The organism is Mycobacterium sp. E787 (assembly GCF_001668725.1).
GTDB lineage: Bacteria > Actinomycetota > Actinomycetes > Mycobacteriales > Mycobacteriaceae > Mycobacterium.
In genome coordinates, this window is the sequence record NZ_LZKL01000062.1 from 1 (window position 1) to 13,178 (window position 13,178).

Sequence of the window (13,178 nt, forward strand, 5' to 3'; positions counted from 1 at the left end):
GTGGCCATCATCACCCAGATCGCCTCGGCGCTCGACGCCGCCCACGCCGCCGGGGTGATGCACCGCGACGTCAAGCCGCCCAACATCCTGGTCACCCGCGACGACTTCGCCTACCTGGTCGACTTCGGCATCGCCAGCGCGACCACCGACGAGAAGCTCACCCAGCTCGGCACCGCCGTCGGCACCTGGAAATACATGGCGCCCGAACGCTTTTCCAACGACGAGGTCACCTACCGCGCCGACATCTACGCGCTGGCGTGCGTGCTGCACGAGGCCCTGACCGGGTCGCCGCCGTATCGCGCCGACAGCGCGAGCACCCTGGTCACCGCCCACCTGTTGGACCCCATCCCGAAGCCCAGCGAGATGCGTCCGGGCGTGCCCAAGGCCTTCGACGCCGTGGTCGCGCGCGGCATGGCGAAGAAACCGGAAGACCGCTACGCCAGCGCCGGCGATCTCGCGCTGGCCGCCCACGAGGCCCTCAGCGACCCCGATCAGGACCACGCGTCCAACATCGTGCGCCGCAGCCAGGAAGCCACCCTGCCCGCGACCGCCGAGGCCTCCACCGACGACAGCGGTGGCGCCACGCTGGCCGCCAGCGCCGTCGGCGTCCCGCAACATCAGGCCACCGCCCCACCGCCCGCGCCGGTTCCGGGTTCACCGGCGCCCTACCCCACGGCGCCCAGCTCGGGCCCGATGCCACAGGCCCCCCAGACCCCGCGGCCATGGCCACCCGACAGCGGCCCCGTGCCGTCCGCACCTCCGGGCTATGGGGGCGGCGGCGGCAACTGGGGCGGCCCGCCGCCCCAGTTCACCGGCCCGGCGTCCTGGAATCAGCCGCCGGCCAAACCCAAACGCAGCGCGTGGCCCATCGTCGCCGCCGTCGCCGCCGTGGTCGTCCTGGCCGGCGGCGGCGCGGGGATATGGCTGCTGACCCGGCCGGCACCCGCGCCGCCGCCCCCGGATCCCATACCGCCCGGCCGGCTCAACGCCCTGCTGCTGGATCCGTCGGGCATCAACTCGATCATGGGGTCGTCCACCATGACGCCCGGCAAGCCCATCACGTCGATGGACACCTCGTCGGTGACGCTGTCGTCGCCGAACTGCCTGGGCGCGCTCTACACCAGCCAGGACCCGGTCTACGCGGGCACCGGCTACACCGGGATCAGCGGCCTGGTGTCGTCCGAACCCGGCGACGATTACGACCACTGGGTCAACCAGGCCGCGGTGGCCTTCCCGTCGGCCGACAAGGCCAAGGCGTTCGTGCAGACGTCGGCGGACAAGTGGAAGAACTGCGCCGGCAAAACAGTGACCGTGACGAACAAGAACGACAAGGTGTTCAGGTGGTCGTTAGCCCAAGTCGGTGGCGGGCCACCGAAGATCACCATGCTGGAGACGCAGGAGGGCGCCGACGGCTGGGAGTGCGAGCGCGCCATGGGGGTGGCGAACAACGTGGTGGCCGACGTCAACGCCTGCGGTTACCACATCAGCGATCAGGGCGGGCAGGTAGTCGACAAGATCCTCGCCAAGGTTGACAACGAATAACCAACGCGCACTGCGTCATTGGCTTACGACTGGAGGTCGGGCCCCTCGGCGCGCAGGTCGTCGACCGCCGACATCGCGTCGCGCAGCTTGGCCAGCCATTCCTCGGTGTGCTCACCGACAAGCTTGACCGTCCACGCGAGCGCGTCGGCGCGGGACCGGGCGACCCCGGCGTCGACCAGCGTGTCGAGCACCTGGCGCTCGGGTTGCTTCAGGCGCGTCATCACCGGTACGGCGATGTGGGTGAACAGGATTCGCTCTACCCCGTCTTTGGACGGGATCTCCACGCCCCAGGAAACCTTGCGCCCATAGCGATCCTGCGCTTCGTCGGCAATGCGCATCCGCTCCGAGCGGGTCTCCTCGCGGAACCGCGAGATTCGGCCCTCCGCGCGGGCCTCGCTCTCGTCGCCGGAGTTCGCGGGCTCGGCCAGCTTGCCGATGACGGTGATCTCTTCGCGGTCGACGATGACGGTGGGGTCCCCGTCGAACCAGGCTTCGGGTAGGCGTCCGGCGAACCATTCGGCCGCGCCGCTCGCGTCGGGCTGCTGGGCCTGCTGCCAGCCGCCGGGGCGGCCGTACCGCCGGGAGTGGGTGTGGTGTGATTTCATAATTACATGATTACACCGTTACAGCTGTAATGGAATGCCGTTCGCCGCGGGCGAACGATCCCGCGCGGTCGCCGGACGTGGCGGCACCCTCTGCGACCCTTGTTCAGGGCTGTGCAGAGTTGTATTTTTGGTAGCGAAGCAGGCCCGGAAGCGACCGATTCGAAGCGCTGGGAAACGGGGTAGGAAACCAGCCGCGTGCGACCTAAGCGTCAAACGCCCCCTAGAGTCGCCCGGGCCTGCCTATGCGGACCGGCGGATCCGGAAAACCTTGACCTCGTTCTTGATGCCCTTGAGGCGGCGCGCGCCGGCGAAGGACCCCTCGTACTCCCCCGTCCCGTCCAGGGCTTCCCAGACCGAATCGGCGACCAGGACGGTGCCGGGGCGGGCCACGCCGGTGACCCGGCTCGCCACGTTGACCGGGCTGCCGAACCAGTCGCCGGCCCTGCTGACCGCCATGCCGGAGGCCGCTCCCGCGCGCAACCGCGGGAAGTCGTTGTCGGTGTCGACGGTCTCCACGAGCTTCAGCACCACGTCCAGGATGGGTTGCGGCTCGGGACAGACGAGCATCACCGCGTCGCCGATGGTCTTGATGAACCGCACCGGCGGGACGGTCATGTCGCGGGCCAGGTGGGCCAGCCGGTTGGCCAGGTGGCCCAGTTCTTCGGCGGACACCACTTCGCCGAGCCGGGTGAAGCCGACGAGATCGGCGAAGGCGACGGTGATCTGGCGCGCCCCCGGTAGCGGCTTGCCGGCGGCCCGCTCCGCGGCGTTGACCGCTTCGGTCTCCATCATGTGCCGCAAATGCATGAACAGGGTGTCCTGGATCATCGGGCCGAGAATCGGCGCGATCTGGCTTACCAACTCCTTCGAGGCCTTCGCGATGTCCACTTCGGTGGCGCCCGGGCGCATGATCGCCGAGAGCGCGGTGTACCTCATCACCTCCGCGGCGTTCGACAGCCCCTCGGAGAGCACCCGAACCACGAGCAGCACCTGGTCGGGATCCAGGCCCAGCTCGACGAACCGCTGGGCGTAGGCGGCGGCCTCACCGTCGGCGCGCATGTGGACGACCGCATCGGGGTCGTCGACCCGGGCCAGGCCGATGGCGCGCTGGACGCGCTGCAGCAGCGCCAGGTCCATGCCGTAGGTCTCGGCGATCTCCCGGGTGGACACGTAGGTGCCGTCGTCGCCGATGAGGTGGCGGGTGGCCAGCAGCAGCGGCGGGCTGGTGGTGCGGATCTCGTCGGCGGTGACGCCCTGCTCCAGCAACCACCTGACGAGCTCGGCCCGCTCGGTGCGCGCGGCGCCCTCGAGGCCCTCGAGCAGATCGTCGATGTCCCTCTCGGCCGCCCCGTCCTCCACTGGGCCAAGGTACAACGCGCCGATCGCGAGCGCGGCGCAGCCGGGCGAAGCGGGTCGGCGCCAGGCGATCCAGCCGATCGCGAGCGCGGCGCAGCCGGGCGAAGCGGGTCGGCGCCAATCGAACGCGCGGTTAGGACACCGGCGGTTGCCGCTGGGCCCAGGGCCGGGCGGTCTCGATCTGCGCCGACAGCGACAGCAGGGTCGCCTCGTCGTACGGCCGCCCGACGAGCTGGATCCCGAGCGGCAGCCCGTCGCCGTCGAAGTCCCACGGCACGGACGCGGCGGGCTGTCCGGTCAGGTTCCAGACCTGCTGGTAGGGCACCCGTTGCGCCACCGCCAGCAGCGTCCATATCGCGCCGCGGCGCTGGTAGGCGCCGATGCCGGAGGGACCCGTGGCGTTGCCCGGCGTGACGACGACGTCGACGTCGTCGAAGATCGACTGGATCCGGGCGGTCACCGCCGCCTCGGCGTCACGCAGGGCGGTCATCCGCCGGTCCGAGAACAGCGCCCCGGCGCGCGCCAGGTTCCGGGTGCGCGCCTCGAGGCGTTCGGGGTGGGCCAACGAGTCCGCGTCATCGCTGATGCCGCGCAGGTAGCGGGGCAGGTAATTGGTGATGATCGCCGACGGCGGATAGTCGGGGTCACGCGTGATGACGTCGTGGCCCAGGTCGCGCAACAGCGCGCCGGCCTCGTGAACCGCCGCCAGGTACGCGTTGCCGACCCGGACGGGCAGCGGCGTCGGGCCCTTGGTGCTCAAGGCGATTCGCAGCCGGCCGGGGTGGCGCGCGGCGGCGGCCACGAACTCGCCCTCGGGACCGGGGATCGTCGAGGTCGCGTCGAGGAACAGCGCCGCGTCCAGCACCGACCGGGCCAGCGGGCCGTTGACGCTCAGCCCGTACCACGCGTCGTCGTGCGGCTCCAGCGACACCCGATCGCGTTGCGGCTTCAGGCCGAATACGCCGCACCAGGTCGCCGGGATGCGGATCGAGCCGCCGCCGTCGGACCCGAGCGCCAGCGGGGCCAGGCCGGCGGCCACCGCGGCCGCGCTGCCGCCGCTGCTGCCGCCCGGCGTGCGCTTGGGATTCCACGGGTTGCGGGTGGCCCCGAACGTCAGCGACTCGGTGTAGGGAAACATCATCAGCTCGGGCACATTGGTCTTGCCGAGGATCACCGCACCGGCGGCGCGCAGCCGGCGGACCGCCTCCCCGTCGGAGGTCACCGCGGGGCGGTGCCCGCCGCTGCCGTACGTCGTCACCTCGCCGGCGACGTCGACGTCGTCCTTGATCGCGACCGGCACGCCGAGCAGCGGCAGCCGCTCGCCCGCGTCGAGGCGGTCCTGCGCCACGGCCGCCTCGTAACGCGCGCTGTCGGACAGCACCGCGCGGTAGCAGCGCAGCTCGCTGTCCAACCGGGCGATCCGCTCCAAATAGATTTCGAGCAGCTCCGGTGCGCTCAGTTCGCCGTCGGCCAGCATCCGGGCCTGTGCGGCCGCTCCTGCGTAAGCCACGTCGCGAGCGTCCACTGCGGCAGCGTATCCCGCGGCTCGGGGCAGTCAGTACCGTGGGCGACATGCCCTGTGTGTTCTGTGCGATCGTCGCCGGGGAGGCCCCGGCGTGCAAGATCCACGAGGACGACGACTACCTCGCGATCCTCGACATCCGCCCGTTCACCCGGGGCCACACGCTGGTGATCCCCAAGCGGCACACCGTCGACCTGACCGACACCCCGGCCGAGACCCTGGCCGGCATGGTCGCCATCGGCCAGCGGATCGCCCGGGCCGCCCGCGCGACGGAGCTGGCCGACGCGACCAACATCGCCATCAACGACGGCCGCGCCGCCTTTCAGACCGTGTTCCACATCCACCTGCACGTGCTGCCGCGGCGCAACGGCGACAAGCTCTCGGTGGCCAAGGGCATGCTGGTGCGCCGGGATCCCGACCGGGAGGCCACCGCGCGGATCCTGCGCGAGGCCGTGGCACGCATCGACGCGAGCCAGCAAGATTGAGGCCATGAGCAACCTGACCCCGCTGGAACAGTTCGTGCTGATACCGTTCCTGCGCCTGCACGACACGATCTACCGCACGACCGACGGCCGGATCGGTCACCGGATACCGGGCATGCCGCCCAGCCTGCTGCTGCACACGACCGGCGCGAAGACCGGCCGGCAGCGCACCACGACCCTGACCTACGCCAAGGACGGCGACTCCTACCTTGTGGTCGCCTCCAAGGGCGGTGACGACCGCAACCCCGGCTGGTACCACAACCTGCGCAAGCGTCCCGACTGCGAGATCAACGTCGGCCCGAGGCGCACCGCGGTGACGGCGCGCGCGCTCGGCCCCGACGACCCCGACTACCCGCGGCTGTGGGACCTCGTCAACAAGAACAACGGGAACCGCTACACCGGCTACCAGAGCCGTACGTCCCGCGCCATCCCGATCGTCGTACTGACTCCGCGCTGAATCGGCGACACCGCATACCATCGGCACGTCTTCGAGCCCGAGGTCAATGCAGCGGTTTATTCTCCTGTAGCGCACGGTGAAGTTACGATTCGCTCACCGCAAACCGCGGGATCGGCTGGAGCGGCTATGACACGCTGGACGGGGAATCCGTGGCGGCGGTTCGGGCTGTCCGCCCGCGCCGGATGGTTCGTCGTCGGCGGCTATGCCGCCGGAGCGGCGACGATCCTGGCTTCCTCCATCGGGAAGTGGCAGGACGCCCACGGGACCCGACCGGTCGACCAGCTCGTGCAGGTGCTGTGTGTCGGGGTGGCGGCGGCATGTGCCGTCGCCGCGACTCGCCACGCGGTCGGCCGCTTCAGATTCGGCTGGCTGGCGCTGGCAGTGGCACTGCTGGGGGCAGCGGGCGGTCAGGTCATCTGGGCGATCTATCACGTGCATTCGGAACTGAATAACGCCAGTGGCCGGGGCGTCGCTGAGATTGTCTTCAGCTCCTATCCGGCCGGCGCCATGGCGGCTTTGGTGCTGTTGTCGCGGGCCTCGCGCCACAGTCCCCGGCGCCTGGTGCTCGACGGTCTCATCGTGGCGACGTCGCTGTTCGTGGTCTCCTGGGTGTCGGTCATCGACAAACAACTGCGCGAGAACAGCGGCCTGCGGCTGGTGACGCTCGGCCAGGTGCTGGCAGACATCGTCCTGACCACCAGCGCACTCCTGATCCTGTCGCGAGGTCGCCCGGGCGACCGGCCGAGCCGAAGCCTGGTTGCCGGTGGAGTCGCAACGATCGCCGTTGCCGACCTCGCGACCGTGTTCCACGCCGGGGTGGGCAGCTATCAATTCAACGACCTGGCGGACCTCGCCCGCGTCGGCGGATTGGGCATGCTCGCGATGGCCGCCCTGGCCAGTGTCAACGAGCCGCCCACGGAGCCCTCGGGTGACGACCAGTCTTTGTCGCGCACCCGGATGTGGCTGCCTTACCTGCCCTTGCTGGTGGCGGCCGCGGTCGGGCTGGGCAACGCAGTGGGCCCCATGGCCCACCAACCGATGGCTGGCGCGCTTGGGATCCTGGTCGTCGCGGTGCTAGCTCGCCAGTTCGTGGTGCTGCTGGAAAACCGGAGGTTGTTGTCCGAAGTCGCGCGGGAGGCGTTTCGCGACAGCCTCACCGGCCTGGCCAATCGGGCCCATTTTCTGCATCGCCTGGAGCAGGCCATCGCCCGGCAACGTCGCGACAATATTCCTGTCGCGGTGTTGTGCCTCGACCTGGACAATTTCAAAGCGGTCAACGACGCCCTGGGCCATCCGGCCGGCGACGAGCTGCTCGTGCGGGTCGCAGGCCGGCTCACCGCCGCGCTGGGCGACACGGGCACCATCGCGCGCCTCGGGGGCGACGAATTCGCGGTCCTCATCGAGGCTTCGGTCGAGGAATCGCGGGCCGCGGCGGACCGGGTCCTCGACGCGTTCGGCACAGAGATCGTGATCGACGGTGTTCCGATCGACGTCAGGCCCAGCATCGGCTTCACGGTGGCCACCGCCGCGTCGAACAGCACCGTCGACCAGCTGCTCCGAAACGCCGACCTGGCCATGTACGCCGCCAAACGCGAAGGCGGCCAATGCATTCGGGCTTACGTGCCCGATCTGCCCTTCCCCTACACCTTCCCGCAAGTCGCCGAGCCGGCGGAGCCGGCCTCGACCGAAGGACGGGCGGGCGTGGACGCGGATGTCACCTCGGTCCCGGCGGGCGCCTTCGGCACCCAGACCAAGCTGGCGCGGTCACTGCAGCCGATCGCGGCGGCCGCGACGTCGGTGCGGGAACTGACGCGCGAAGCACCGGACGGCATTCGGTGGCCCCCGATCACGATCCGGATTGCCCTGGCGGCGTTGGCAATCGGCGTGGTTACCTACACGATGACAAGCGTCGTCGCCCCCGGCACCGCCCACCACCCGTTCTTCGTCAAGATCGTCTACCCCGCGCTGAACCTGTCGGCCGCGGCGCTGATCGCCGCTCGCGCCTACCGCGTGACCGCCGACCGCCTCGCCTGGGCGTTGATCGCGGTCGGCATGGCGGTCTCGGCAGTCGGGGACATCGTCTATGCCATGTGGGTGCGGGAGGGCCAGTCCCCCTCGGTCGCCGATCCGGAGTACCTGGCGTTCTACCCGTTCGTCTATGCCGGGCTCCTGCTGCTGATGCGGTCGCGGCTGAAGCGGGTGCCGCTGCCGATCCGACTCGATGCACTGGTGTGCGCGTTGGCCGCCGCCGCGGTGGGCGTGGCGCTGCGGGCCGGACCCATCCACGCGGCCGCGGAGCGCGTCCCCGCGACCGTCCTGGTGGGGCTGGTCTACCCGTGGGGCGACCTGATCCTGTTGGCCGTCACCGCCGGCATGCTGCCAATCCTGGGCTGGCGCAACGAATCCCGCTGGGGTCTCCTCGTCGTGGGGTTCCTCGGGTTCGCCGTCGCGGACACGGTGTATCTCTTCGAGACCGCCGAAGGCTCCTACCGGGTGGGCACCACACTCGACGCGCTGTGGCCCGCCGCGTCGCTGCTGGTGGCCATGGCCAGCTGGGCGCCTTCCCGGCCGTCCAACGTGCCCCGGGCCCCGCGCGGACTCGGCTCCTACACCGTGCCGGTGGTGTGCACTGTCGTGGCGCTCGCTGTTGCCGTCGTGGGCCACAACTCAACGCTGGCAACGGCTCTCGCCGCCCTGAGCCTGGTTGCGGTCGCCGCCCGATTCTCGGCGACCTTCCGCGATGTGAGCATGCTGGCCGAGAGCCATAAGCAGGCCATGACCGACGAGCTGACCAACCTGCCCAACCGGCGGTCGCTGGCGACCGCCCTGACGGGGCTGCCGGATTCGGCGCCGGCGGGGCCCCTGTCGGCCGCCGCGGCCCCGTCGCGCCGGGCGCTGCTGTTGCTGCATCTGTACGAGTTCGAGGAGATCAGCGATTCGATCGGCCGCCACTTCGGCGACGACCTGTTGTCCCATGTCGCGAACAGGCTGGCGCACTGCGTGCGCCACGACGACCTCCTTGCGCGCGTGAGCGACGACGAGTTCGCGATCCTGCTCACCGAGGGGTCCGACCTCATCGCCGCCCGCGCCCAGGCGGGCCGGCTGCTCGAGGCCCTGAGCGAACCGTTCGCGCTCGACCCGATCACCGTGCAGGTCGACGCCCGCATCGCCATCGCGCTCTACCCCGACCACTGTGACCATCCGCAGGAACTGTTGACCCGCGCCGAGATGGCGATCCCGCACGCGAAATCGGCCACCAGCAAGATCGCGGTCTACGACTCGGCGTACGAGATGTACCGCGACAACGACCCCAACCTCATCGAGGAACTGCGCGTCGCGCTGCTCGATGACACCCAGCTGACGGTGCATTACCAGCCCAAGATCAACGCGAGCGACGGCAGCGTCCACAGCGTCGAGGCGCTGCTGCGCTGGCGGCATCCCAGCCGCGGGCTGCTGCTCCCGGAGGAGTTCCTGTCCGCCGCCGAACGCGCCGGGCTGATGCGCCAGGTGGCCAACCGCGCCATCAACCTCGCCCTCAAGCAGGCCCGGGCCTGGCGCGATCACGGCATGCCGCTGCCCGTCGCGGTCAACCTGTCGACCACCAACCTGCTCGACCTCGACCTGGTGAGCACCGTGGAGGGGCTGCTCCGCACCCACGGCCTGCCCGCCCACTCGCTCATCGTCGAGATCACCGAGAGCGCTTTGGTCGACTCGGCGCGCTCCCGCAACACCGTCGCGGCGCTGCAGCAGCTCGGCGTGCGCATCTCGCTTGACGACTACGGCACGGGGTGGTCTTCCCTGGCGCGCCTGCAGGACGTCTCGGTCGACGAGCTGAAACTCGACCGGGTATTCGTGTCGCGGCTGGCCCAGGACCCGCGATCGGTCGCGATCGTGCGCTCCACGGTGGCGCTGGCCCGCAGCCTGGGCGCCGATCTGGTCGCCGAGGGGGTCGAAGACGAGGTCACCCTGCGCGCGCTGCGTCGGTACGGCTGCACCATCACCCAGGGATTCGTGCACACCCCGCCGCTGCCGGCGGACGACCTGACCGAGTGGATCGCCGTGCACGCGCCCAGCACGAATGCGCGCCGGTCGCAGCAGGCGGGGGTGAAAGACTGACCGATCAGAACAGCTCTTTGGCCAGCAATTCCAGGGTGTTGACGCGCGCGGGCGCGGTGGCCGGGTCCGTGCCGAGGTGGGCCGACGCTACCGGGTGGACCATCACCTCGTCGACCCCGAAGCGTCCGGCGAGGGCCCGCACCTGCTCGGCGGCCTCGGCGGGCGTGCCCAGGACGGCACGCTTGAGTCCGCTTTCCACGATGCGCTGCTGATCCGGCCCGAGCTGGGCCACCTCGGCCTCCTCGACCAGCGGCACCGGGCCGAGCGGCTGGCCCGTTCTCAGTTTGGCCATCATTTGCAGGTTCGGCAGCATCAAAGCCGTTGCCTCGTCGCGGGTTTCGGCCACCGCGGCGTTGACCGTCAGGAACGTCAGCGGCTCGGGGGTCAGCTTGCTGGGCTTGAACCGGGAGCGGTAGACCTCGAGCGCCTCCTCGGTGCCCTGGCCCGAGAAGTGGTGCGCGAACACGTACGGCAGTCCCTTCGCCGCGGCAAGGTGCGCGGAGTACATCGACGAGCCCAGCAACCACAGCCGCGGTTCGCTCGCCGCGGCCGGGGTGGCCTTGAGCCGGTAGTCCCCGGAGCGCAGCGGCACGATCACGCCGCGCGCGCTCATCAGCGCGGCCACGTCGTCGAGGTAGTCGGGGAAGCGCTCGATGTCTTCGTCACCTCGGCTTCCGCGCATGGCGTACGACGTCACCGGGTCGGAGCCGGGCGCGCGCCCGATGCCCAGGTCGATGCGGCCGGGCGCGGCCGCTTCCAGCAGGGCGAACTGCTCGGCGACGGCCAGCGGCGCGTGATTGGGCAGCATCACGCCGCCCGAGCCCAGCCGTACCTGAGTGGTCTGGGCCGCCAGGTAGGCGATCAGAACCGGCGGGCTGGTGGCCCCGACGGACGGCATGTTGTGGTGTTCGGCGACCCAGTAGCGGGTGAAGCCCAGCCGGTCGGCGGCCTGCGCCAGCTGGACGGTGGCCGCCAGCGCGTCCGCGGTGGTCTGGTCGCTGCGCACCGGGACGAGGTCAAGGACGGAAAGTCGCACGATGGCGTCAACGCCTTTTCGCGGGCGAACGTTCCCTATCTACGGCGAGCAGACGCAAAAGCCCCCGGCGGCTCGGCGTGTCGGGGGCTTTTGCGTCTGCTCGGCGAAAGGCGCTCAGTAGTCCTTCAGGGTGATCGAGTTGACGATGCGGTCGAACACCTCCTGCGGGATCGGCGCACCCCCGGGGATGTTGTCGATCACCAGCCACTGATTGCGCTTGACGTAATCCTGAAATTCCTTCTGGTAGTTGGCGAAACCAGCTTCATGGTCGTCGCCCGCGGCGGCCAGCTCGCCGGCCAGGATGTAGGCGCCCAGCAGCGCGACGCTGGTGCCCTGGCCCGACAACGGCGAACAGCAGTAGCCGGCGTCGCCGACGAGCGCGACCCGTCCCTTCGACCAGCGGTCCATCTTGATCTGCGACATCTCGTCGAAGTAGAAATCGGGCGAGGTCCGCATGTACTCCAGCAGCTGCGGGCGCACCCAGCCGTCGTCGGCCATCCGTCGTTCCAGCTCGGCGAACTGGGCCTCGGTGTCTTGATAATCGATGCGCAGGTCGGCGTCCACGAAGCCGACCATGGCCCGCGCCTCGGTGTTGTTCCGCGCGCTGTAGACGCCGGCCATGGTGTTGTCGCCGTAATGCCAGGTCTGCCAGCGGTCCAGGTCGAGGAAGTTGGGCACGGTGAAGATCGCCGCGTAAGTGCCCAGCCGCTCGATGAACTGCGCCTCCGGGCCGAACACCAGCCGGCGCACGTTGGAGTGCAGGCCGTCGGCGCCGATCACCAGGTCGAAGCTGCGCGCGGCGGAGCTCTCGAACGTCACCTTGACCGAACTGCCGTCGTCCTCCAGCGCGGCGATGCTGTCGTCGAACACGTATTCCGTGTTCAGTTTGGTTGCGTCGTAGAGCAATTCGACGAGGTCATCGCGCAGCAGCTCGATGTCGGGGCTGGCGATGAGCCCGCCGGTGGGCGTCAACGTGGTGTCCTGCGACAGCTCGTTGCCGTCGCGGTCCACCACGGACGCGCCCCGGATCCGGGTCCGCACGTGGTCGGCGGCCGCCCGCAGCATCATGCGCTCCAGCACCGTCAGCGCCGGACCCCGCACGTCGATGGCCTGGCCACCCGGCCGCAGCCCCGGATGGCGCTCCACCACGGTCACCGAATACCCATGGCGGACAAGCCAATACGCGACCGTCGTGCCGGCCACGCTGGCACCGGAAACCAGAATATCGGTCACGCGATTCCTGCCAGCCTCTTTGCGTTGGTGAAGACGTCGTCGAGCATTGCCGGAGTCAACCTACCCGTGAACATATTCTGCTGGCTCGGGTGGTAGCAGCCGAGCAATCGCACGCCGGGGTCCAGGTCGGCCACCACGCCGTGGCCGAACCGCGGCTTGCGCGGGCCGGGCACCCCGGTGAGTCGGAGCGCGATCTGCCAGGCGAACCCGCCCAGGGCCACGATCACGCGGACATGCTCGGACACCAGCCGCCATTCGGCCTCCAGCCAGGGCCAGCAGGTGTCGCGCTCCGCCGGCGTCGGCGCGTTGGCCGGCGGCGCGCAGCGCACCGGCGCGGAGATCCGAATCCCATTGGCGTGCAACCCGTCCGCGGCGTCCACGCTGGTCGGCTGGTTCACCAGCCCGGCCCGGTGCAGCGCCGCGTACAACTGGTCGCCGGAGCGGTCACCGGTGAACATGCGACCGGTCCGGTTGGCGCCGTGCGCGGCGGGCGCCAGCCCGACGATCAGCAGCCACGGCCGCTCGGATCCCCAGCCCGGCACCGGCCGCCCCCAGTAGGGCTGGTCGGCGAAGGCCCGTCGCTTGACCGTCGCCACCTCCTCGCGCCAGGTGACCAGCCGCGGGCAGGCCCGGCAGACGCTGATCAGGGCGTCCAGTTCCGGGATCGACCGGACCTGGCCGCTGAGCGCGACCACGTGGGCGGCGTCGGCGGCCACCGGGGTCCGCGGCGTGGCCGGATCGTCCGGCCACCCGGTGCCGGGGCCGACCGGAGATCCGAACGTCTGACCGGTACGCGGGTGTGCGAGCACATGAACATCGTGCATGAGCG

The 13,178-nt window shown here is 70.2% G+C and carries 10 protein-coding genes; 4 read left to right on the top strand and 6 right to left on the bottom strand.

Annotation, left to right across the window (positions count from 1 at the left end; genetic code table 11):
• The coding region (locus A5705_RS13215) for a serine/threonine-protein kinase PknH/PknJ (RefSeq protein ID WP_068277989.1) at nt 1–1,542 on the top strand (1,542 nt) is incomplete at its 5' end.
• A 23-nt stretch (nt 1,543–1,565) separates the two neighbouring features.
• On the opposite strand, the gene A5705_RS13220 is transcribed toward A5705_RS13215, so the two are convergent.
• From A5705_RS13220 to A5705_RS13230, 3 genes are all read right to left on the bottom strand, one after another.
• Complete coding sequence (locus A5705_RS13220; RefSeq protein WP_067882934.1) at nt 1,566–2,147, bottom strand: hypothetical protein; 582 nt, start codon at nt 2,145–2,147, stop codon at nt 1,566–1,568.
• 240 nt (nt 2,148–2,387) lie between these two features.
• Entirely contained in the window at nt 2,388–3,506 is a 1,119-nt protein-coding gene (locus tag A5705_RS13225) for an adenylate/guanylate cyclase domain-containing protein (RefSeq protein WP_068277992.1), read from the bottom strand.
• A 130-nt stretch (nt 3,507–3,636) separates the two neighbouring features.
• Nucleotides 3,637–5,028, bottom strand: a complete 1,392-nt coding sequence (locus A5705_RS13230) for an amidase (protein ID WP_082956453.1) — start codon at nt 5,026–5,028, stop codon at nt 3,637–3,639.
• Between the two features lie 47 nt (nt 5,029–5,075).
• On the opposite strand from A5705_RS13230, the gene A5705_RS13235 reads away from it, so the two are divergent.
• From A5705_RS13235 to A5705_RS13245, 3 genes are all read left to right on the top strand, one after another.
• A complete protein-coding gene (locus tag A5705_RS13235; protein WP_068278059.1) occupies nt 5,076–5,510 on the top strand; it encodes an HIT family protein in 435 nt (144 codons plus the stop codon).
• Between the two features lie 4 nt (nt 5,511–5,514).
• Nucleotides 5,515–5,964, top strand: a complete 450-nt coding sequence (locus A5705_RS13240) for a nitroreductase family deazaflavin-dependent oxidoreductase (RefSeq protein ID WP_068277999.1) — start codon at nt 5,515–5,517, stop codon at nt 5,962–5,964.
• Nucleotides 5,965–6,090: 126 nt separating this feature from the next.
• Entirely contained in the window at nt 6,091–10,080 is a 3,990-nt protein-coding gene (locus A5705_RS13245; RefSeq protein WP_082956454.1) for a bifunctional diguanylate cyclase/phosphodiesterase, read from the top strand.
• A 4-nt stretch (nt 10,081–10,084) separates the two neighbouring features.
• Here A5705_RS13245 and A5705_RS13250 read toward each other — a convergent pair whose 3' ends face one another.
• The 3 genes from A5705_RS13250 to A5705_RS13260 form a co-directional block, all read right to left on the bottom strand.
• Nucleotides 10,085–11,116 (bottom strand): LLM class flavin-dependent oxidoreductase, encoded by a 1,032-nt coding sequence (locus A5705_RS13250; protein WP_068278002.1) that lies wholly within the window; start codon nt 11,114–11,116, stop codon nt 10,085–10,087.
• A 114-nt stretch (nt 11,117–11,230) separates the two neighbouring features.
• Nucleotides 11,231–12,349 (bottom strand): FAD-binding protein, encoded by a 1,119-nt coding sequence (locus A5705_RS13255; protein WP_068278005.1) that lies wholly within the window; start codon nt 12,347–12,349, stop codon nt 11,231–11,233.
• Complete coding sequence (locus A5705_RS13260; RefSeq protein WP_068278008.1) at nt 12,346–13,173, bottom strand: uracil-DNA glycosylase; 828 nt, start codon at nt 13,171–13,173, stop codon at nt 12,346–12,348. The genes A5705_RS13255 and A5705_RS13260 overlap by 4 nt, the downstream gene beginning before the upstream one ends.
• Nucleotides 13,174–13,178: the final 5 nt, after the last annotated feature.

Excerpts from the sequence above, each read along its gene's own strand:
- A5705_RS13220 (WP_067882934.1), bottom strand. The coding sequence starts at position 2,147 with ATGAAATCACACCACACCCACTCCCGGCGGTACGGCCGCCCCGGCGGC.
- A5705_RS13235 (WP_068278059.1), top strand. The coding sequence starts at position 5,076 with ATGCCCTGTGTGTTCTGTGCGATCGTCGCCGGGGAGGCCCCGGCGTGC.
- A5705_RS13240 (WP_068277999.1), top strand. The coding sequence starts at position 5,515 with ATGAGCAACCTGACCCCGCTGGAACAGTTCGTGCTGATACCGTTCCTG.
- A5705_RS13245 (WP_082956454.1), top strand. The coding sequence starts at position 6,091 with ATGACACGCTGGACGGGGAATCCGTGGCGGCGGTTCGGGCTGTCCGCC.
- A5705_RS13260 (WP_068278008.1), bottom strand. The coding sequence starts at position 13,173 with ATGCACGATGTTCATGTGCTCGCACACCCGCGTACCGGTCAGACGTTC.